General features: G+C 59.7%; 21 protein-coding genes. 14 read left to right on the forward strand and 7 right to left on the reverse strand.

All coding sequences use genetic code 11. The annotated features are described in order from the left end of the window. Positions 1–11: 11 nt before the first annotated feature. Complete coding sequence (locus tag BK665_RS21495; RefSeq protein ID WP_123408635.1) at positions 12–1,310, forward strand: MFS transporter; 1,299 nt, start codon at positions 12–14, stop codon at positions 1,308–1,310. 15 nt (positions 1,311–1,325) lie between these two features. Here the strand turns inward: BK665_RS21495 and BK665_RS21500 are convergent, their stop codons facing one another. Continuing rightward, positions 1,326–1,817 carry a PIN domain-containing protein gene (locus tag BK665_RS21500; RefSeq protein WP_123408636.1) on the reverse strand — a complete coding sequence of 164 codons (492 nt, stop codon included), beginning with the start codon at positions 1,815–1,817 and terminating at the stop codon, positions 1,326–1,328. Then, on the reverse strand, positions 1,814–2,872 hold the full coding sequence (locus tag BK665_RS21505) for a helix-turn-helix domain-containing protein (RefSeq protein ID WP_123408637.1): 1,059 nt from the start codon (positions 2,870–2,872) through the stop codon (positions 1,814–1,816). The genes BK665_RS21500 and BK665_RS21505 overlap by 4 nt, the downstream gene beginning before the upstream one ends. A gap of 188 nt (positions 2,873–3,060) precedes the next feature. On the opposite strand from BK665_RS21505, the gene BK665_RS21510 reads away from it, so the two are divergent. The 9 genes from BK665_RS21510 to BK665_RS21550 all read left to right on the forward strand — a co-directional run bounded on the left by BK665_RS21510 (position 3,061) and on the right by BK665_RS21550 (position 13,416). Next, the gene (locus BK665_RS21510; RefSeq protein ID WP_123408638.1) at positions 3,061–4,065 is read left to right on the forward strand and encodes a phosphate ABC transporter substrate-binding protein PstS; all 1,005 of its coding nucleotides are present in this window, start codon (positions 3,061–3,063) and stop codon (positions 4,063–4,065) included. A gap of 241 nt (positions 4,066–4,306) precedes the next feature. Next, a complete protein-coding gene (locus BK665_RS21515; RefSeq protein ID WP_123408639.1) occupies positions 4,307–6,589 on the forward strand; it encodes an ABC transporter permease subunit in 2,283 nt (760 codons plus the stop codon). 15 nt (positions 6,590–6,604) lie between these two features. Beyond that, entirely contained in the window at positions 6,605–8,275 is a 1,671-nt protein-coding gene (gene pstA / locus BK665_RS21520; protein ID WP_123408640.1) for a phosphate ABC transporter permease PstA, read from the forward strand. A 160-nt stretch (positions 8,276–8,435) separates the two neighbouring features. Further along, entirely contained in the window at positions 8,436–9,269 is an 834-nt protein-coding gene (pstB, locus tag BK665_RS21525) for a phosphate ABC transporter ATP-binding protein PstB (RefSeq protein ID WP_007942698.1), read from the forward strand. 71 nt (positions 9,270–9,340) lie between these two features. Then, positions 9,341–10,102 carry a phosphate signaling complex protein PhoU gene (gene phoU, locus BK665_RS21530; protein ID WP_123408641.1) on the forward strand — a complete coding sequence of 254 codons (762 nt, stop codon included), beginning with the start codon at positions 9,341–9,343 and terminating at the stop codon, positions 10,100–10,102. A gap of 167 nt (positions 10,103–10,269) precedes the next feature. Continuing rightward, on the forward strand, positions 10,270–11,214 hold the full coding sequence (locus BK665_RS21535) for a response regulator (RefSeq protein ID WP_123408642.1): 945 nt from the start codon (positions 10,270–10,272) through the stop codon (positions 11,212–11,214). Positions 11,215–11,538: 324 nt separating this feature from the next. Next, entirely contained in the window at positions 11,539–11,862 is a 324-nt protein-coding gene (locus BK665_RS21540; protein ID WP_123408643.1) for a type II toxin-antitoxin system RelE/ParE family toxin, read from the forward strand. A gap of 4 nt (positions 11,863–11,866) precedes the next feature. Beyond that, a complete protein-coding gene (locus BK665_RS21545; RefSeq protein ID WP_123408644.1) occupies positions 11,867–12,199 on the forward strand; it encodes a helix-turn-helix domain-containing protein in 333 nt (110 codons plus the stop codon). Between the two features lie 320 nt (positions 12,200–12,519). After that, positions 12,520–13,416, forward strand: a complete 897-nt coding sequence (locus tag BK665_RS21550) for a peptidoglycan DD-metalloendopeptidase family protein (protein ID WP_123408645.1) — start codon at positions 12,520–12,522, stop codon at positions 13,414–13,416. Between the two features lie 117 nt (positions 13,417–13,533). Here BK665_RS21550 and BK665_RS21555 read toward each other — a convergent pair whose 3' ends face one another. From BK665_RS21555 to phoB, 3 genes are all read right to left on the reverse strand, one after another. Further along, on the reverse strand, positions 13,534–14,874 hold the full coding sequence (locus BK665_RS21555; protein WP_054048336.1) for a hemolysin family protein: 1,341 nt from the start codon (positions 14,872–14,874) through the stop codon (positions 13,534–13,536). A 123-nt stretch (positions 14,875–14,997) separates the two neighbouring features. Next, positions 14,998–16,284, reverse strand: coding sequence for a phosphate regulon sensor histidine kinase PhoR (phoR, locus tag BK665_RS21560; RefSeq protein ID WP_259699648.1), 1,287 nt, complete (start codon positions 16,282–16,284; stop codon positions 14,998–15,000). Between the two features lie 136 nt (positions 16,285–16,420). Then, on the reverse strand, positions 16,421–17,110 hold the full coding sequence (phoB, locus tag BK665_RS21565; RefSeq protein ID WP_008007735.1) for a phosphate regulon transcriptional regulator PhoB: 690 nt from the start codon (positions 17,108–17,110) through the stop codon (positions 16,421–16,423). A 151-nt stretch (positions 17,111–17,261) separates the two neighbouring features. Here phoB and BK665_RS21570 point away from each other — a divergent pair, with 151 nt between their 5' ends. After that, positions 17,262–17,645, forward strand: a complete 384-nt coding sequence (locus BK665_RS21570) for a COG4315 family predicted lipoprotein (protein WP_123408647.1) — start codon at positions 17,262–17,264, stop codon at positions 17,643–17,645. Between the two features lie 101 nt (positions 17,646–17,746). Here the strand turns inward: BK665_RS21570 and ubiA are convergent, their stop codons facing one another. Next, positions 17,747–18,637 carry a 4-hydroxybenzoate octaprenyltransferase gene (gene ubiA, locus BK665_RS21575; RefSeq protein ID WP_123408648.1) on the reverse strand — a complete coding sequence of 297 codons (891 nt, stop codon included), beginning with the start codon at positions 18,635–18,637 and terminating at the stop codon, positions 17,747–17,749. Continuing rightward, positions 18,637–19,188, reverse strand: coding sequence for a chorismate--pyruvate lyase family protein (locus tag BK665_RS21580; RefSeq protein WP_123408649.1), 552 nt, complete (start codon positions 19,186–19,188; stop codon positions 18,637–18,639). The genes ubiA and BK665_RS21580 overlap by 1 nt, the downstream gene beginning before the upstream one ends. A 200-nt stretch (positions 19,189–19,388) precedes the next feature. Here BK665_RS21580 and BK665_RS21585 point away from each other — a divergent pair, with 200 nt between their 5' ends. The 3 genes from BK665_RS21585 (at position 19,389) to BK665_RS21595 (ending at position 21,198) form a co-directional block, all read left to right on the forward strand. Continuing rightward, positions 19,389–19,559, forward strand: a complete 171-nt coding sequence (locus BK665_RS21585; protein WP_123408650.1) for a rubredoxin — start codon at positions 19,389–19,391, stop codon at positions 19,557–19,559. 22 nt (positions 19,560–19,581) lie between these two features. Further along, on the forward strand, positions 19,582–20,730 hold the full coding sequence (locus tag BK665_RS21590) for an NAD(P)/FAD-dependent oxidoreductase (protein WP_123408651.1): 1,149 nt from the start codon (positions 19,582–19,584) through the stop codon (positions 20,728–20,730). A 192-nt stretch (positions 20,731–20,922) separates the two neighbouring features. Further along, complete coding sequence (locus BK665_RS21595) at positions 20,923–21,198, forward strand: HU family DNA-binding protein (RefSeq protein WP_003213368.1); 276 nt, start codon at positions 20,923–20,925, stop codon at positions 21,196–21,198. The last annotated feature ends 170 nt before the right edge of the window (positions 21,199–21,368 follow it).

Here is a 21,368-nt window from a genome sequence, read left to right on the forward strand (position 1 = left end):
AAGCCCTTGCCATGACCACAGCGCCCTCGAGCACTGCGCAGCCAACGCAATCCGCACGTCCGTTGACCCGCAACGATTACAAGACTTTGTCGCTGTCCGCCCTGGGCGGCGCGCTGGAGTTTTACGACTTCATCATCTTTGTGTTTTTCGCCACAGTGGTCGGCAAGCTGTTCTTCCCGGCCGACATGCCCGAGTGGCTGCGCCTGATGCAGACCTTTGGCATCTTCGCCGCCGGCTACCTTGCGCGGCCATTGGGCGGCATCGTCATGGCGCACTTCGGCGACCTGCTGGGACGCAAGAAGATGTTCACCCTGAGCATTTTCATGATGGCCGTGCCGACCCTGATCATGGGCCTGCTGCCAACGTATGCGCAGATCGGCATGTGGGCGCCGATCCTGTTGCTGCTGATGCGGGTGATCCAGGGCGCGGCGATTGGCGGTGAAGTGCCCGGCGCCTGGGTCTTCGTTTCCGAACACGTACCCCAGCGGCACATCGGCTACGCCTGCGGCACCCTGACCAGCGGTCTGACGGCGGGCATTTTGCTGGGCTCGTTGGTGGCCACGGCGATCAACAGCATTTATACCCCGGTGGAAGTGGCGGATTACGCCTGGCGCATTCCGTTCCTGCTCGGCGGTGTGTTCGGCCTGTTCTCGGTCTACCTGCGCCGCTGGCTGCACGAAACCCCGGTGTTCGCCGAACTGCAACTGCGCAAGGCCCTGGCCGAAGAAGTGCCGCTGCGCGCGGTGCTGCGTGACCATCGCGGGGCGATCCTGATTTCCATGCTGCTGACCTGGCTGCTGTCCGCCGGCATCATCGTCGTTATCCTGATGACCCCGACCGTGCTGCAAACCGTTTACCACTTCTCGCCGACCACCGCGCTGCAGGCCAACAGCCTGGCCATCGTGTTCCTGAGCCTGGGTTGCGTGGCGTCCGGCGCGCTGGCTGACCGCTTCGGCGCCGGCCGGGTGTTCGTGTTCGGCAGTGCCGCGTTGCTGATCAGTTCGTGGACGTTCTATCACAGCCTGTTCAACCACCCGGACTGGTTGTTCCCGATGTACGCCGTCACCGGCCTGCTCGTCGGCACCATCGGCGCCGTGCCGTATGTGATGGTCAAGGCCTTCCCGGCGGTGGTGCGCTTCAGCGGCCTGTCGTTCTCCTACAACCTGGCCTACGCGATCTTCGGCGGCTTGACCCCGATGATCGTGACGTTGCTGCTCAAGGAAAGCCCGATGGGGCCTGCCTACTATGTGGCGATTATTTGCGGGGTGGGGATTCTGGTGGGTGCTTATCTTTGGAAGAAGGGGCGTTAAGCGAAGCCTGCGATGCTAAGGCTTTCTCCAGTGCGAAAGTCTTGCATCACATTCGCTTGAGGGGAGGCGTGCCCCGTGTTCGAGCATGTTGTCCAGCGCATCTGCGGCCTGCGTAGGCGGGATGACACCGTGCTCGACCATCAGATCCAGCAACCAAAGAGCTCCATGCACTTGCAACCCATCTCGTTGTGCCTGACGCCTTAGCTTGCCGTCGCCGGTCAGCAGGGGGCGACCTGACTCTTGCGCGAGCAAATAACAGGACACGTCGGCGAGTGAACTGTTGTTGTGCTCGATTTTTAAACTGAAAAGTCGGGCAACCCCTGCGCCATCGAAGGACTCGACAATCAAGCCATGAGCGAGCAACTCGTCGTGGGGGAAGTCTTCCAGTTCATGCAGCACGAAGTCCGTGCAGCACAACGTGAATGGCAATCTGAACATCTGCTCAAGCAGTCCGGCATTCCTGAAATCAATCCAGATATTCGTATCGCTGATGTAGATCAGACTCATGCACTCTCCAGCGAGCCCAGGAAATTAGGATCAAGCGCGCTCACTGGTTTGCGTAGTAGTTCTGCTGCACGGGATTTGGTAATCAGACCTTCCGCCAGCCCCCAGAACACCAGAGATTCGAAGCGTTGCGGTGGTTTGCATGGCATTGGCTCGGGTTCGGTCTTGCGCCAGCCATTTGCACTGAATTGAATGGTGAGGGATTTGTAGCCCCCGTCGCTAAGCAGGTTCAGATCCTTGAGGCGTCGCAGGGCTGCGTGCATCGAGATCCCGTATTGGCGCTTGGCGATGAGCAACTCGCGGGGATGGACGCGTGAGCGAGGGTGGCTACCGAAATCACTGGTGACACCTTTAGCCGGATAGAGGAATGCGCCAGCGAAGCGATGGCAGCAGTTTTCTTTATCACGCTCGGGCATGTCGTCGGGTAATTGCATCACCCAGTGCCCGAGTTCGTGGGCCGCAGTGAAGCGGATTCGTTCGCCTGGGCGCTCTGCGTTCAGGGCGATCAAAACGTGGCGGCCGTCGCCGGTAGCGGCACAGGCGCCATCGAAGTCATCCGGCCCTATGAGCATCGCGACCTTGATGCTGTGCTCTTCCAGTTGCTCGGTCAGGTTGGAAATGGGATCGCTACCAATTCCCCAGTATTCGCGCAGGGCCTCGGCGGCATGTTCGGCTTCCTCAATAGAGGATACGGCTAGCATTTGCGCCGGCGTGGCCGGAGTCTGAATATCCGCCGGGTCGAAGCATTCCTCCAAAGCAATGTAGCGTTCGAGATGTTCGCGAATCTGTTCTTCGACTTGAACCTGGCGATACTTCGGCATCTTCGCGAGTTTGCGAAACTCCAGGGGCGCCAGCGGCACAGGGTCCGCACGAAAGAAGTACTCGGGACTGACTTGCAGCACCTTGGCCATTTGCAGCAGGCGAGTGGAGTTTGGGGTACTTGACCCTTTCTCGTATTTACTCAGGCCTTGCTTGCTGATGTCGCCAAGCTGGAGCGCAAGGGCTTCCAGGGACATGCCTCGCAGGAGGCGAGCGCGGCGAATTCGGTCATTGATCATGGGTTCCTCTCGTGGTTGACAAGACTATCTTTTGATTATGATTTGTCAACCTTACTCTCGAGTCTTGGCGCTTTTGAGTTTCCAATGCTGGCCTTTCATCCAATTGTCATATTTCAGCCATAGAGTGTTCACACGGCCTACTGATACTTGGCCCCGACTTAACACACCCTATCTGCTAGGAGTAAGGCATGAAACTGAAGCGTTTGATGGCGGCAATGACTTTTGTCGCTGCTGGCGTTGCGACTGCCCACGCGGTAGCCGCTGGCGTTGACCCGTCAATTCCGGCTTACACCAAAGTCACTGGTGTCTCGGGCAACCTGTCCAGCGTTGGTTCCGATACTCTGGCCAACCTCATGACCCTGTGGGCTGAGAACTACAAAAAAGAATACCCGAACGTAAACATCCAGATTCAGGCCGCTGGCTCCGCCACTGCGCCACCTGCGTTGACTGAAGGCACCTCTAACCTGGGCCCGATGAGCCGCAAAATGAAGGACACCGAACTGGCTGCCTTCGAGCAGAAGTACGGCTACAAGCCAACCGCAATCCCGGTTGCCGTGGACGCCCTGGCTGTCTTCGTACACAAAGACAACCCGATCCAGCACCTGACCATGGAACAAGTTGACGCGATCTTCTCGTCCACTCGTCTGTGCGGCGCTAAAACCGACGTTAAAACCTGGGGCGACCTGGGTGTGACCGGTGACCTGGCCAACAAGCCGGTTCAACTGTTCGGTCGTAACTCGGTATCCGGCACCTACGGCTACTTCAAAGAAGAAGCCCTGTGCAAAGGCGACTACAAACCAAACGTCAACGAACAACCGGGTTCGGCTTCGGTCGTGCAGTCGATCAGCTCCTCGCTGAACGGCGTGGGTTACTCGGGTATCGGCTACAAGACGGCTAGCGTGAAAACCGTAGCGCTGTCGAAGAAAGGCAGCACTGACTACATCGAAGACACCGAAGAAAACGCACTGAACGGCAAATACCCGCTGTCGCGTTTCCTCTACGTGTACGTCAACAAAGCCCCGAACAAGCCTCTGGCCCCGCTGGAAGCCGAGTTCGTGAAACTGGTTCTGTCCAAACAGGGCCAGGAAGTTGTAGTGAAAGACGGCTACATCCCACTGCCGGCCAAGGTTGCTGCAAAAGCACTGGCTGACCTGGGTCTGCAAGAAGGCGGCGCTGAAGTCGCAAAAAAGTAAAACCCTAGGTCCGGGGCTCGCCCCGGACCTGTGTAGGAGCGAAGCTTGCTCGCGAAAGCGGTGGGTCAGCCAACAGTGATGTTGAATGTGCCGACGCCTTCGCGGGCAAGCCTCGCTCCTACAAATGCCGGTGAATACCGGCCCCCAAATTTCCGGTCCTCTGCCAGTTCCTACTGGCGGCGGATTTGTTGCGTCACTGCATTGTCATCTTTCTGTCATACAGGATCGCTAGGGTGTGCGCATGAATGATCTGGCCAATTCCACCATGACTAACAATCCCCCCAAGCGAATTGACTTCAATACGCCTGAGCTGCAACGCAAGCGCCGCATCCGCGCGCTCAAAGATCGCCTGACCCGCTGGTACGTGCTTGTTGGCGGCCTCGCCGTCCTCGGCGCGATCACGCTGATCTTCTTCTTCCTTGCCTACGTGGTCGCGCCACTGTTCCAGGGTGCCAGCCTGACCGCCAAGGACGCCATCACCCCGGCCTGGATGCAAGACGCCGGCAAGCCGCTGATGATCTCCCTGGAAGAACAGAACCAGGTCGCGATGCGGGTTTCCGACAAAGGCCAGGCGCTGTTCTTTGACATCGACAGTGGCGCCGAACTCAAGCGCGTCGATCTGCCGATCCCGGCCGGCACCACCGTGACTTCCATCGGCGAAGACCAGCCTGGTCATCCGTTGGTAGCCGTGGGCCTGTCCAACGGCCAGGCACTGGTGTTCCGCCACACCTATAAAGTCAGCTACCCCGATGGCAAGAAAACCATCTCGCCGGCTGTCGAATACCCGTATGGCGAAACCCCGATTGCGCTCAACGAAGCGGGCGGTGTGCTGGAACACATCAGCCTCAACGCCACCGACACCACGCTGATGCTGGTGGGCTCCACCGGTTCGCAACTCAATGTGATCTCGCTGAGCAGCGAAGAAAACATGATGACCGGTGAAGTCACCAACGAGCAGAAGCGTATCGATCTGCCGCAAATGACCGAGCCGGTGAAGAACATCTTCGTCGACCCGCGCCAACAGTGGTTGTACGTGATCAACGGGCGTGCCCAGGCCGATGTGTTCAGCCTGCGCGACAAGAGCCTCAACGGTCGCTACAAATTGCTCGAAAACGGCGACGCCGAAATTACCGCCAGTACCCAACTGGTGGGCGGCATCTCGCTGATCCTCGGTGACTCCAAGGGTGGCCTGGCCCAATGGTTCATGGCCCGCGACCCGGATGGCGAACTGCGCCTCAAGCAGATCCGCACCTTCCAGATGGGCACTACGCCGATCGTTGAAATCAGCGCCGAAGAACGTCGCAAAGGTTTTGTTGCCCTCGACGCCTCCGGCAAGCTTGGTGTGTTCCACAGCACCGCTCACCGCACTTTGCTGGTGGATCAGGTTGTGGAAGGCCAGGGCCTGTTCGGCCTGTCGCCACGCGCCAACCGCATCATCGTCGAAGCGGGCGGCAAGATTCAGCCGCTGCTGCTGGACAACCCGCACCCGGAAGTCTCGTGGAGCGCGTTGTGGAGCAAGGTCTGGTACGAGAACTACGACGAACCTAAATACGTCTGGCAATCGACCGCCGCCAACACTGACTTCGAACCGAAGATGAGTTTGTCGCCGCTGACCTTCGGTACGCTGAAAGCCGCGTTCTACGCCATGTTGCTGGCTGCACCGCTGGCCGTCGCTGCCGCGATCTACACCGCCTACTTCATGGCCCCGAGCTTGCGCCGCAAGGTCAAACCGGTGATCGAGCTGATGGAAGCGATGCCGACGGTGATCCTCGGTTTCTTCGCCGGCCTGTTCCTCGCACCGTATGTAGAAGGGCATTTGCCGGGCATCTTCAGCCTGTTGATGCTGTTGCCGATTGGCATTCTGGTGGCCGGTTTTGTCTTCAGCCGCCTGCCTGAGTCGATCCGCCTGAAAGTGCCGGACGGCTGGGAAAGCGCGATTCTGATCCCGGTGATTCTGTTCGTGGGCTGGTTGTCGCTGTACATGAGCCCGTACATGGAAACCTGGTTCTTCGGCGGCGACATGCGCATGTGGATCTCCCACGACCTGGGCATCACCTACGACCAGCGCAACGCTCTGGTGGTCGGTCTGGCCATGGGTTTCGCGGTGATCCCGAACATCTACTCCATCGCCGAAGACGCCGTGTTCAGCGTGCCTCGCGGCTTGACCCTCGGTTCCCTGGCCCTCGGCGCCACGCCGTGGCAGACCATGACCCGCGTGGTGATCCTCACCGCCAGCCCGGGCATCTTCTCGGCACTGATGATCGGCATGGGCCGCGCGGTCGGTGAAACGATGATCGTGCTGATGGCCACCGGTAACACCCCGGTCATGGAAATGAACCTGTTCGAAGGCCTGCGCACACTGGCCGCCAACGTCGCGGTGGAAATGCCGGAGTCGGAAGTCGGCGGCAGCCACTACCGCGTGCTGTTCCTCTCGGCGCTGGTGCTGCTGTTGTTCACCTTCGTCATGAACACCCTCGCGGAGCTGATTCGTCAGCGTCTGCGCAAGAAATACTCGTCGCTTTAAGAAAGGTAGAAGTCTGTGAAACAGAACTCCCTGAATGGATGGTTCAAGAGCGGCGCCCCCGGCGTCTGGATCAGCGGTGGCGCGGTGTCCATCGCGGTCATCATGACCATTGGCTTGCTGGCAGTGATTGCCGTGCGCGGCCTGGGTCACTTCTGGCCGGCGGACCTGATCCACGCCAGCTACGACGTCCCGGGCCAGGCCAATCACCTGGTGATCGGCGAAGTGGTGCAGAAAGAAGAAGTGCCCCGCGAGCGCCTGAAAAGCGCTGGCCTGCCGGTGCCTGATCAAGGCCCGGAGTTCATGACCCGCGAGCTGATCAAGGTCGGCAACCGTGACTTGAACGGCAACGACTTCACCTGGATCGTCGGCGAGTGGCTGACCAACCAGAAGACGCCACCCGAGCTGATGACTATTGAGCGTCGCGAGTGGGGCAACTTCTACGGTTACCTGGTCAACGTCAAACAGGACGGCAAGGTGATCGCCGAGGGCGAGGCTGCGTGGCCGGAGTTGCAGGCTCGTGTCGATCGCGTCAACAAACTCGCGGCACAGCTCAAGACCCTGGAGAAATCCGATATCGGCGCGATCAACGCCGGCCTGGAACGCATCCGTCTGCACGGTCGCAAGCTGGAACTGGCCGGTCAACTGGACGCCACCGCACAAGCGGACATGGACGCCGAAAAGGCTGAGCTGAATGCCCGCTATCAGGACATCGAAGCACGCCTGAGCGATCTGCATGCCCAGTTCAACCGCGACAGCCTCACAGCTCGGGATGCCAACGGTAAAGAGCTCGAAATCGGCATTGGCAAAGTGGTTCACGCCTACCAGCCGAACGCCATGGGCACCTTCACCAAGATCGGCTTCTACTTTGGCAAGGTCTGGGAATTCCTGTCGGACGACCCTCGCGAAGCGAACACCGAAGGCGGAATCTTCCCGGCGATTTTCGGCACCGTGATGATGACCCTGATCATGGCGATGATCGTGACCCCGTTCGGCGTGCTGGCAGCGGTGTACCTGCGTGAATACGCCAAGCAGAACGCGTTGACGCGGATTATCCGCATCGCCGTGAACAACCTGGCGGGGGTTCCGGCCATCGTTTACGGCGTGTTCGGCCTGGGCTTCTTCGTCTACGTACTCGGCGGTTCGCTGGACCGGATCTTCTTCCCCGAAGCCTTGCCGGCACCGACCTTCGGTACGCCGGGCCTGCTCTGGGCCTCGTTGACCCTGGCATTGCTGGCGGTGCCGGTGGTGATCGTGGCCACCGAAGAAGGCCTGGCGCGGATTCCTCGCACCGTGCGTGAAGGCTCGTTGGCGCTCGGCGCGACCAAGGCGGAAACGCTGTGGAAGATCGTGCTGCCAATGGCCAGCCCTGCGATGATGACCGGCATGATCCTCGCCGTGGCCCGCGCCGCCGGTGAAGTGGCGCCGCTGATGCTGGTGGGTGTGGTGAAACTGGCGCCGTCGCTGCCGGTGGACGGCAACTACCCGTACTTGCACCTTGACCAGAAGATCATGCACTTGGGCTTCCATATTTATGACGTCGGCTTCCAGAGCCCGAACGTCGAAGCGGCCCGACCGCTGGTTTACGCCACGGCGCTGTTGCTGGTGCTGGTGATCGCCACGTTGAACCTGTCGGCGGTCTACATCCGCAACCACCTGCGCGAGAAGTACAAAGCGCTGGATAGCTGATTTCCCTGTGGGAGCGGGCTTGCTCGCGAAAGCGGTGGGTCAGGCAACATTGATATTGAATGTGCCGACCCCTTCGCGAGCAAGCCCGCTCCCACACTAGATTGTGTATGGCCGCGAAAGCGGCGTTCCGAACCGAATTTGTTAGCACAGGGAGCCTCCCATGCAGCACGAAACACATACCCACGGCATCAACATGTCCGCCCTGGGCCGCGACAAGCAGAGCCTGAGTCTTGAGCAGGAAACCGTGGCCATTGAAGTGCCGGGCCTGAGTCTGTTCTACGGCGACAAACAAGCGCTGTACGACGTCAGCATGAACATTCCGAAACAGCGCGTGACCGCTTTCATCGGCCCGTCCGGCTGCGGCAAGTCCACGTTGCTGCGTACCTTCAACCGCATGAACGATCTGGTGGACGGTTGCCGCGTTGAAGGCGCAATCAACCTCTACGGCAACAACATCTACCGCAAGGGCGAAGACGTTGCCGAACTGCGTCGCCGCGTGGGCATGGTGTTCCAGAAGCCGAACCCGTTCCCGAAAACCATCTACGAAAACGTGGTCTACGGCCTGCGCATCCAGGGCATCAACAAAAAGCGCATCCTCGACGAAGCCGTCGAGTGGGCGTTGAAAGGCGCGGCGCTGTGGGATGAGGTCAAGGATCGTCTGCATGAATCGGCACTCGGTTTGTCCGGTGGTCAGCAGCAGCGTCTGGTGATCGCCCGCACCATCGCCGTAGAGCCGGAAGTGCTGCTGCTCGACGAACCGTGCTCGGCCCTCGACCCGATCTCCACGCTGAAAGTCGAAGAGCTGATCTACGAACTGAAATCCAAGTTCACCATCGTGATCGTGACCCACAACATGCAACAGGCCGCACGGGTTTCCGACTACACGGCGTTCATGTACATGGGCAAACTGGTGGAGTTCGGCGACACCGACACCTTGTTCACCAATCCGGCGAAGAAGCAGACCGAAGATTACATTACCGGTCGTTACGGCTAGGAAGCTGTTGTTGCTCACTGAACTGACGCTGCGGTCCACCGCACCTTACCGGACGCTCCAAGGACGCCAACATGATTAGTAAAGAAGGCCTTACCCACCACATCTCTGCACAGTTCAACGCCGAGCTCGAGGAAGTGCGCAGCCACCTCCTGGCCATGGGCGGGCTGGTGGAGAAGCAGGTCAATGACGCGGTGACTGCGCTGATCGAGGCCGACTCCGGCCTGGCCCAGCAGGTGCGCGACATCGACGACCAGATCAACCAGATGGAACGCAACATCGACGAAGAATGCCTGCGCATTCTGGCCCGTCGTCAGCCTGCGGCCTCTGACTTGCGCCTGATCATCAGCATTTCCAAGTCGGTGATCGACCTGGAACGCATCGGCGACGAATCCACCAAGATCGCCCGTCGCGCCATTCAGTTGTGCGAAGAAGGTGAAGCGCCACGCGGTTACGTCGAGGTGCGCCACATTGGCGACCAGGTGCGCAACATGGTTCGCGATGCGCTGGACGCGTTTGCCCGTTTCGACGCCGACCTGGCGTTGTCCGTGGCGCAGTACGACAAGATTATCGACCGCGAATACAAGACCGCCCTGCGCGAGCTGGCCACCTACATGATGGAAGACCCGCGCTCTATCTCGCGGGTCTTGAGCATCATTTGGGTGCTGCGTTCCCTGGAGCGCATCGGCGACCACGCGCGCAACATCTCGGAACTGGTGATTTACCTGGTGCGCGGCACCGACGTGCGGCACCTTGGCCTCAAACGCATGAAAGAAGAAGTTGAAGGCACAAGTGGCGAAACCGCTAATGTTCCGGGCAAAGCTGACGATAAGTAAGATTGCCTGAGAAAAGCGCCCGGCCTTTTGGCCGGGCGTTTTTGTTTGTGGTTTTTGAATGTGAAAGCAGCACCCGCGAACGAAAAGTCCCGGCGTGACTGAAGGTTTTTGGCAATGTGCCATCAGCAAAGCGGTATGCTTGCCGGGATTTTTTAAAGGGGTTGTGGATGAGTAAGGTCAGTGTGTTGGTCGTGGACGATGCGTCGTTCATTCGTGACCTGGTGAAGAAGTGCCTGCGCAACTACTTCCCGGGTATCCGGATCGAAGACGCGGTTAACGGCAAGAAGGCTCAGGCGATTCTGGCGCGTGAAGCGTTCGACCTGGTGTTGTGCGACTGGGAAATGCCGGAAATGTCAGGCCTGGAATTGCTGACCTGGTGCCGCGAGCAGGACAACCTCAAGACCATGCCGTTTGTGATGGTGACCAGCCGTGGCGACAAAGAGAACGTCGTCCAGGCGATCCAGGCCGGCGTTTCCGGCTACGTCAGCAAGCCGTTCACCAACGAGCAACTGCTGACCAAGGTTAAGCAGGCGCTGAACAAGGTCGGCAAGCTCGACACCTTGATGAACAGCGCCCCGACCAAAATGAACTCGGCGTTCGGCAACGATTCCCTGAGCGCATTGACCGGTGGCAAGGCTGAAGTCGTCGGTGCCGCCCCGGTCAACCCGTTCGCCAAACCTGTCGCCGCTGCGCCAGCCCCGGCGGCCGCGCCATCCCGTGGCCTGCTCAACAGCCCGCCAGTCAAGGCGCCGGCTGCTTCGGCCGCGCCTACCGGCGGTCGCGGCCAGGGCCAATTGCGCCTGTCGAGCGGCACCCAGCCGTGCGTGATCAAGGCCCTGAGCCTCAAAGAAGCGCTGCTGGTGGTCAAACGCACCGACATCCTGCCGCAAGTGCTCGAAAGCGCGGTGCTCGACCTGGAACAGGGCGACAACGCCGAAACCGCACGCCTAAACGGCTACCTGCACGCCATCGTCGCCCACGAGCAAAAACCGGACAGCGAATGGCTGCAACTGACCTTCCGCTTCGTCGATAAAGACGCACAGAAGCTCGACTACATCTCTCGCCTCATCGCCCGTGGCACCGCGCAGAAGCATTTCGTACCGGGCGCGTAATCTTCGTCGCCTGACAGTCAGTCTTCGCGGGCAAGCCCGCTCCCACAGTTGATTGGGGTTGACCACAAAATATGTGGCCACCCCCAAAACCCTGTGGGAGCGGCGGTGCGACGATTCGACTTGCCCGCGAAGGGGCCAAAACAATCCCCGCAAAAACAGCGCATAGCCCCTACGGCAAATATCTACAATTCTCGCCTTGATTTATATCGGTTTCGATATAGCCTGTTCCATAGCAGCCCTCTCTGCCATGCCTTGAAACAACCCCGTCCTATGTGCCTCGGTGGTGTCAATTACCCTTTTCCTGGTCAATAACAGGAGAAGTCGATGCCAAGACACAAGGACGTGGTGTTTATCGGGAGCGCGTTAAAGGATTTGAAATCGTTTCCGCTCGATGCGCGAAGAGCCGCCGGTTTTCAGTTGGATCTCTTGCAGCAGGGGGAAGAACCCTTCGACTGGCGGCCGATGAAAACGGTGGGTCGGGGTGTCAACGAAATCAGGATCACCGAGGAATCAGGGGCGTTTCGAGTGTTTTATGTGGTGAACCGGCCAGAGGCCATCTATGTGCTGCATGCCTTGCACAAGACCACCCGTAAAACCGAAACGCGTGATATCGAACTGGCACGCGCCAGATTGCAGGAGATCAATTAACGCTATGAAGGATCATCAAAACCCGCCCCAGCGGTTCGCCAGTATCTGGGATGCGCTGGAAGATACGCCTCAGGAAGCCGCGAATATGCGCCTGCGCTCCAAGCTGATGCTGGAGTTGTGCAATGTCATTCGCGGCTGGGAGCTTTCACAAAAGGAGGCAGCCAAACGCCTGAAAATAACCCAGCCAAGGCTTAATGATGTATTGAGCGGCAAGATCGACAAGTTCTCGCTGGATGCCTTGGTGAACTTGTCTGCTGCAGCGCAACTTGATGTGGATATCACATTCCACCCGATTACCCATGGCGTCACGCACAAACATCTTGTGCCGGGTGCTTAAGTTCCGCGTCGTCTGACAGTCCGCCTTCGCGGGCAAGCCTCGCTCCTACAGGTGTCGCGCCCATTGCGGACGACACATCTGTAGGAGCGAGGCTTGCCCGCGAAGGGGCCATCAAATTCGCCGCACATCAGATCGTTCCCACGCTCCGCGTGGGAATGCCTCACCGGACGCTCCGCGTCCGCTTCGTAGGGAACGCGGAGCGTCCCGGGCTGCATTCCCACGCGGAGCGTGGGGACGATCATTTGAAACATCTGCCGACGACCCAGGTCCATTGCACCTGCTAGGCTCCTTCCCAGGCCTTATTCGACAGACTCTTGCCCATGCTTGCGCGCCTGCTGTTTTTCTGTGGTCTTTTCATGGCCTCCACCTCGGCTGTGGCCATGACCATTTACAAATCCACCGATGCCAATGGCGTGGTCTCCTACAGCGACCGCCCCACGAAAGGCTCCCAGGTGTTCGTTTTTCGGGACCGGATGGTCGAGCACCTGGAGCGGCAGGTGTATCTGGACATCAAGAAGCAAAAGGGCGTGGACGTGGTGTTTGTGCGCAACGATCTGTATGCGCCGGTGGAGGTGGAGCTGAGTTTTGCCGGGTTGAGTAATGTGAAGGGCGCGCCGAGCCAGCCGATCCGTCGGGTCTTGCCGGCACGCAGCAACTCGCGCCTGGCGCTGCTCACGGCGATTACCGGGTGCAAGCCGTTGGTGTATACCCCGAGCTTCCAATATTCCATGGGCGACCCTTCAGGGGCCGCGCAGAGCTATCGATATCCCTTCCCGTGGCGCGGTGGTCCGTTTCGCTTGAGCCAGGGCGCCAACGGCCAATACAGCCACTTCGGCGCCAAGAACCGCTATGCCATGGACATCGCCATGCCCGAAGGCACGCCGATCATCGCGGCACGGGCCGGGATGGTGGTGAAGACCGAGAATGGCCAGAACGGCCGGGGTAATGATCCGTCGGGTAATTTCGTGCGGGTGCTGCACGATGACGGGACCATGGGCGTGTACCTGCACCTCAAGCAAGGCTCGGTGAGCGTGCGCGAAGGGCAGCGGGTGGGGGTGGGCAGTGCGTTGGCGCTGTCGGGCAACACTGGCAACAGCAGTGGGCCGCATTTGCACTTCGTGGTGCAGCGCAATACCGGGTTGGGGTTGGTGTCGATTCCGTACCAGTTCAATCAACCGGTGGGGATGTTGCCCAACTTTGCGTTGGGTAAGCAGTGAACGGTGCGCAATCCCTGTAGGAGCATAGCTTGCTCGCGATAGCGGTATGTCAGTTGCGATGATGTTGTATGTGCCGCCGTCATCGCGAGCAAGCTTTGCTCCCACAGGGGTGTGGCTTTAGTCGAGCATCAACACCTTGGCCAAAATGATCTTCGGCCCTTTCATCTTCTTGATGATGATCCGCAAACCTTCGACTTCCAGCACTTCTTCCTCTTCCGGCACCCGTTTCAGGGTTTCGTAGACCAGCCCGGCGAGGGTTTCGGCTTCGATGTGGTCCAGGTCGATGCCCAGCAGGCGTTCAACCTTGAACAACGGCGTGTCGCCACGCACCAGCAACTTGCCCGGCTGATACGCGAGGATCCCGCGCTCAGCCTTGCGGTGTTCGTCCTGGATATCGCCCACCAGCACTTCCAGCACGTCTTCCATGGTCAGGTAGCCGATGATGTTGCCGTCGGCTTCTTCGACCACGGCGAAGTGCGAGCCGCCCTTGCGGAATTGTTCCAGCAGTTGCGACAGCGGCATGTGCCGCGAGATGCGCTCCAGCGGGCGGGTCAGCTCGGCCAGGTTGAACGACTCGGGAATGTGGTCCAGAGCCGCCAGCTCCAGCAGCAGATCCTTGATGTGCAGCAGGCCGACGAACTCCTGGCGTTCGCTGTCGTACACCGGGTAACGGCTGAACTTGTGGCGACGGAACAGTGCAAGGATTTCCTTGAGCGGCGCGTTGAACTCCAGCGTCACCAGGTCTTCCCGGGAGTTGGCCCAGTCCACCACTTCCAGTTCGCCCATTTCCACCGCCGAAGCCAACACACGCATGCCTTGGTCGCTCGGGTCCTGGCCACGGCTGGAGTGCAGGATCAGTTTCAGTTCTTCACGGCTGTAATGGTGCTCGTGATGCGGGCCGGGTTCGCCCTGGCCGGCGATGCGCAGGATGGTGTTGGCGCTGGCGTTGAGCAGGTAAATCGCCGGGTACATGGCCCAGTAGAACAGGTACAGCGGCACGGCGGTCCAGAGCGACAGCAGCTCGGGTTTGCGGATCGCCCACGACTTGGGCGCCAGTTCACCGACCACGATGTGCAGGTACGAAATGACGAAGAACGCGGCGAAGAACGACACGCCTTTGATCACTTCGGCCGACTGCACGCCGACGGCTTCAAGGATCGGTTCGAGGATGTGCGCGAACGCCGGTTCACCGACCCAACCCAAGCCGAGGGAGGCGAGGGTGATACCCAACTGGCACGCCGAGAGGTAAGCATCGAGCTGACTGTGCACGGTGCGCAGGATGTGTCCGCGCCAGCCGTTTTTCTCAGCGATGGCCTCGACCCGGGTCGAGCGCAGTTTGACCATGGCAAATTCCGCCGCAACGAAAAATCCGTTGAGCAAAACCAGGATCAGAGCAAAAAGAATCATGCCGAAATCGGCGAAGAGTGTCGCGAGGGTCAAGCCAGGGGATGGGTCCATGATGGAGTTTTGCGGTTTCCGTGTATTCGAAAGGAAAGAAAAAAGTACGCCTGAAGCGCAGGCGCAAGTCAGCCAATGTAGCGGCTGACTGGGTGATTGCCTAGTGGCGCGTGCTCACCGGTATCAATCGGCGGCGCTGATGGCGCGGATTCTGCTGACCTGGGCCGGCGCAAAATGGCAGGTGAAGGTGCTGCCATGCCCCGGCACGCTGCTGATTTCCATCCGTGCGCGGTGGCGCAGCAGCACATGCTTGACGATCGCCAGGCCCAGCCCGGTGCCGCCGGTGTTGGAGTTGCGGCTGGAATCGACGCGGTAGAAGCGTTCGGTCAGGCGCGGCAGGTGTTTGCTGTCGATGCCGATCCCGGAATCCTGCACGCTGAGGTGCGCGCCCTGGTCGTCGCCCCACCAGCGGATGCGGATGTTGCCTTCGGCCGGGGTGTATTTCACCGCGTTGAACACCAGGTTGGAGAACGCGCTGCGCAATTCCGCTTCGCTGCCCTTGAGCAGAATCGTCGAGTCGGCCTCCAGGGTGATCTTCTGATTCTTTTGCGCGGACAACTGCTGAGCATCGCTCTTGATCGAGTTCAGCAGCCCATCGATGACGACGGGCTGGTTGTCCGACGGGTAATCGGTGGCTTCCAGTTTGGCCAACAGCAGCAAATCGTTGAGCAGGGTCTGCATGCGCCCACCCTGTTGCTGCATCTGCTGCAAGGCGCGGGTCCAGCGCGGGTTAACGTCTTCAACGTTGTCGAGCAAGGTTTCCAGGTAACCGCAAATCACGGTGAGTGGCGTGCGCAATTCGTGGGAGACGTTGGCGATGAAGTCTTTGCGCATCTGTTCCAACTGATGGATGCGCGTGACGTCGCGCACCAGCATCAAGTGTTCGTTGTTGCCGTAGCGGGTGATGTACAACTGAATGCGCAGGCGGTCGTTGGTCGGTGAAGGGATTTCCAGCGGTTCGGCGTAGCTGTCCTGTTCGAAGTATTCCTTGAAGCGCGGATGGCGCACCAGATTGGTCACCGGTTGGCCGCTGTCTTGTGGGGTCTTGAGGCCGAGCAGGGTTTCGGCGGCGCGGTTCCACCATTCCAGGTTGCCGTCGCTGTCGAGCATGATCACCGCGTCTTTGAGCGCGGCGGTGGACTCCTGGACCCGGTCGATCACCGCTTGCAGCCGCCCGCGCACCCGTTGGTCGCGGCGTTGCAGGTGATAGATGCTGTCGAACACTTCGCCCCACAGGCCATAGCCATCGGGCGGTGCTTCATCGGGTTTATGCAGGCGCAGCCATTCGTGCAGGCGCAGCAGTTGCTTGAGGGTCCAGGCCAGGTAGAGGCCCAGACCAGCGGCGAGGCTCCAGCCGTAGTAGCCGGAAATCAGGCCGATCACCAGGCAGGCGGTGACCAGCAACAGCATGTGGCGAATCAGGGTGCCATGCCAGTTTTGATTCACGGGGCGTCCTTAACGCAGCTTCAAGTTTCAAGCTGCAAGCTTCAAGTCAGAGCGGCTCGGCTGTTCCTTGCCGCTTGTAGCTCAACACTTGCAGCTGTTTTTATGCTTTGGTCGAAAAGCGATAGCCAGTGCCGCGCACGGTTTGTACCAGATTTTCGTAGGCATCGCCGAGGGCTTTGCGCAGGCGCCGGATGTGCACGTCGACGGTGCGTTCTTCGACATACACATTGCCGCCCCAGACCTGATCCAGCAACTGGCCGCGGGTGTAGGCGCGTTCCTGGTGGGTCATGAAGAATTGCAGCAGGCGGTATTCGGTCGGCCCCATCTCGGCGGGTTTGCCGTCGATGGTCACGCGGTGGCTGATGGGGTCCAGCAGCAGGCCGCCGACTTCGATCGGCGATTCGCCATCGGTGGGACCGGCGCGGCGCAGCACGGCTTTGAGGCGCGCCACCAGCTCACGGGGGGAGAATGGTTTGGTGATGTAGTCGTCGGCGCCCACTTCCAGGCCCTGGATCTTGTTGTCCTCTTCGCCCTTGGCGGTGAGCATGATGATCGGAATATCCCCGGTCAGCTCATCGCGCTTGAGGCGCCGGGCCAGTTCGATACCCGAGGTGCCGGGCAGCATCCAGTCCAGCAGGATCAGGTCCGGCTTGCGGTCGACGATGATGGCATGGGCCTGCTGGGAGTTTTCCGCCTCCAGGCAGTCATAGCCGGCCATTTCCAACGCAACGGCGATCATTTCGCGAATGGGCGCTTCGTCGTCGACGATCAGAATGCTCCTGCCAACCATGCCTTAATCCTCTTGTCATTTAACTGTCTTGCGCCGCATTAGATAACGGAATTATTGCAGTCGTGTGACAGTATTTTAGTCGAGCGGCGATTGTCATGAACCTGGACTAAGCTCTAATTCCGAATCCTGACAACCACAAGAGAAGGTTTCCATGACTCAATTCACGTTCTCCTTTAAGGCCCTGATGTTGGCCGCTGCCCTGGCTTTACCGACAATGGCCTTCGCTGCCGAACCCGCCATGATGAAAGACGGGATGATGGTCGATCACAAAGGCATGACCGTTTATACGTTCGATAAGGACGCTGGCGGCAAGTCCATGTGTAATGCGGATTGCGCCAAGAACTGGCCACCAATGATGGCTCCGGCGGGCGCCAAGGCAGAAGGTAAATGGACAGTCATCAAGCGCGATGACGGCATGATGCAATACGCCTACGACGGTAAACCGCTGTACACGTTTGTGAAGGACGAAAAACCTGGAGAAATGAAAGGCGACGGCATGAAAGACGTGTGGCACGTGGTTCACGAGCATAAGTAAGCGATTCGCGGATGCTGTAAAAAAGATCGCAGCCTCCGGCAGCTCCTACATTGAAATACGATCCATGTAGGAGCTGCCGAAGGCTGCGATCTTTTGCTTTTTCAACGCAATCCGTAATCCAGCACAATCCCCACAAAAATCGCCAACCCGGCCCAGTGGTTGTGCAGGAACGCCTTGAAGCAACGCATCCGGTCCTTGCCCCGGGTGTACCAGAACTCCCAGGCAAAGCAGCCCGCCGCCGCCAGCAAGCCAAGGTGGAACCAGCCTCCGAGCTGGAATTTCGACCCGGCCAACAGCAGGCAACCCAGCGCCAACCCTTGCAGGGTCAGGATGATCACCCGGTCGGCGTCACCAAACAGAATCGCCGTGGATTTGACCCCGATCTTCAAGTCATCGTCGCGGTCGGTCATCGCGTAATACGTGTCGTAACCCACCGTCCACAGCAGGTTGGCAATCCACAACAACCAGGCCTCGGCCGGCAATGAACCGGTCTCGGCGGTGAACGCCATGGGCATGCCCCAGGAAAACGCCGCGCCCAGCACCACTTGCGGGTAATAGGTGTAGCGCTTCATGAACGGGTAGCTGAATGCCAGGGCCAGGCCACCCAAAGACAGCCAAATCGTGGCGGCATTGGTGCACAGCACCAGCAGAAAACTCACGCCCATCAGCACCGCGAAGAACACCAGGGCTTCTTTGGAGCTGATCTTGCCGCTCACCAAGGGCCGCTGTTCAGTGCGTTTCACATGGCCGTCGACCTTGCGGTCGGCCCAGTCATTGATCACGCAACCGCCGGCGCGGGTCAGCACCACGCCAAGGACGAAAATCACCACGTTGGCCAGAGACGGCGAACCCTTGCCGGCAATCCACAACGCCCACAGGGTTGGCCACAGCAGCAGGTAAATGCCGATCGGCTTGTCCATGCGAGTCAGCTGAATGAAATCCCAGGCCCGGGGATTCAAGCGGTTCAAGGACTTGAGCAGGCTGGTGTACATCAGCAATTCTCCGGATGGGCACGGGCGGCGAGCCACAAGGTCGGCAGGAAAATCTCCGCCACCAGCACGCTCAATGCACCACGGTCGAAACGCGAGCGACGGCCCCACAACTCAGGTGCTCGGGCGTCCATCGGCAGCCATTCCTGAGGATAGTGGCAAACCTCGATAGCCTGGCGCTGGAACGCCCGGTCGCAAAACAGCAACTCGCCCAACGAGCGGCTGCCCAGTTCGTCCATGTGCAAGCCATCACCCTGCAACGCGCTGCGCGCCGCCACGCTGCGGGCGAACACCCAGGCCTGGCCATTGCCGCGCAGATACACCTCACGCACCCAACCTTCGCTGCCTTCGGCCAGGTCCAGCGCCGCGCATTCGTCGGCGCGCAACGCTTGCCAGCCTTCGAACAACGGCGTGACGCTGAAGCCGTCATTCGACAGACGGATCAGACGTCGGGTCAGGGAGCCTTCGTCGAACAGCCAGTCGAGGGTAGAGGCGTCGGGGAGGGGGGTGAGTTGACTTTGGGAGAGCCAGAACGGGGATTTTGAGTGCGGCACAGTGAGTCATTATTGGCAGCAAATGAGGCGGCGAGCTTACCATGGCGCTCAGGGATTTTGACTGAGCGACCCGCCCGTGTATCGAACAGGCTTGCATCTGCCCGGTTCGATCAGTACAAAACGCCCTGAGCCGGACGGCAACGCTTCACCCATCGACCGTTCGCGCCGGCAAACGCCTGAATACTTGAGGAAGTAACCCAATGAAAAAGTGGCAATGTGTGGTCTGCGGCCTGATCTATAACGAAGCCGAAGGCTGGCCGGATGACGGCATTGCAGCAGGCACCCTGTGGCAGGACGTGCCGGAAGACTGGCTGTGCCCGGACTGCGGCGTCGGCAAGGCAGATTTCGAAATGATTGAAATCGCCGCATAAACAACTTTCAGAGGAGTAAGGCATGAACGCACCTGTCGTGATCGTCGGCACCGGCCTGGCTGGCTACAACCTGGCCCGGGAGTTTCGCAAGCTCGATGGCGAAACCCCGCTGTTGCTGATTACCGCCGATGACGGGCGTTCTTACTCCAAGCCGATGCTCTCCACCGGTTTCGGTAAAAACAAGGACGCCGACGGCCTGAGCATGGCCGAACCGGGCGCCATGGCCGAGCAATTGAAGGCCGAAGTGCGCACCCACACCCGCATCAGCGGCATCGACCCGGGCCACAAGCGCCTGTGGATCGGCGAGGAAGCGGTGATCTATCGCGACCTGATCCTGGCCTGGGGCGCGGAAACCGTGCGGGTTCCGATTGAAGGCGACGGCGCGGACGCGGTGTTCCCGATCAATGATCTGGAAGACTACGCACGCTTTCGAGCTGCTGCTGCGGGCAAGCGCCGGGTATTGCTGCTCGGGGCCGGCCTGATTGGCTGTGAGTTCGCCAACGACCTGATCCTTGGCGGCTACGAAGTGCAACTGGTGGCGCCGTGCGAGCAGGTCATGCCGACCTTGCTGCACCCGGCGGCGGCCGCTGCGGTCCAGGCCGGGCTGGAAAGCCTCGGTGCACGCTTCCACCTCGGTCCGGTGCTCAATCGCCTGCAACGGGTGGCTGATGGGCTGGAAGCGCACCTGTCCGACGGGCAGGTCATCCCCTGCGATGTGGTGGTTTCGGCCATCGGCTTGCGTCCGCGCATCGACCTGGCGGCTGCGGCTGGGATACAGGTCAATCGCGGCGTGGTGGTCGATCGTCACCTGAAGACCTCCCACGCCAATATCTACGCCCTGGGCGACTGCGCCGAGGTCGATGGGCTGAATTTGTTGTACGTGATGCCCCTGATGAGTTGTGCGAGAGCGCTGGCCCAAACCCTGGCGGGCAACCCTACGGCGGTGAACTACGGCCCGATGCCGATCACCGTGAAAACCCCGGTCTGCCCACTGGTGGTGTCGCCGCCACCCCGGGGCGCCGAGGGTATCTGGACGGTCGAAGGGCAGGGCGCCGACATCAAGGCGCTGTGTCGCGATGGATCAGGCAAATTGCTTGGTTATGCCCTGACAGGCGCGGCGGTGATGGAGAAACTCGCGTTGAACAAAGAGCTTCCGGCCCTGCTGGCGTAAATACCGGTCGTTCTGTCGGATTCACCCCGCTTTTGCCCCTACAAAGGTCGCGCCGAGACTGGCGCGGCTCTTCCGTGCGTGCCATCCTCACTCCCGTCTGCCGCAGAGTAGAGCACCTGCGGCGCCTTGGGCGCTGTTCCAACGAGAACAGCACGGACATAACAACAAAAAACCGTCAAAGGGGCTTCACTAATGCGTAAACCAGAACTCGCCGCTGCAATCGCTGAAAAAGCAGACCTCACCAAAGAGCAGGCCAACCGCGTTCTCAACGCGGTTCTCGAAGAAATCACCGGCGCTCTGCACCGCAAGGACAGCGTCACGCTGGTGGGCTTCGGTACTTTCCTGCAACGCCACCGCGGTGCCCGCACCGGCAAAAACCCGCAAACCGGTGAGCCAGTCAAAATCAAGGCCAGCAACACTGTTGCGTTCAAGCCAGGCAAGTCATTGAAAGACAGCGTCAATCCATAATTGCGGCGAACTCCCTGAATCAAGGGGAGAACCGTATTGAAAAATGGGCATATCGATTGCGGTCGGATGCCCATTTTTTATGGGCGAGTTCTTCTGTTTATATGGAAAGTGCCTTGGACTGATTAATACATTCTAGAAACAATGTGATTTGCCAGAGTTGTCCTCCGACC

Source organism: Pseudomonas frederiksbergensis, from assembly GCF_003732665.1.
Classification (GTDB): domain Bacteria; phylum Pseudomonadota; class Gammaproteobacteria; order Pseudomonadales; family Pseudomonadaceae; genus Aquipseudomonas; species Aquipseudomonas frederiksbergensis_G.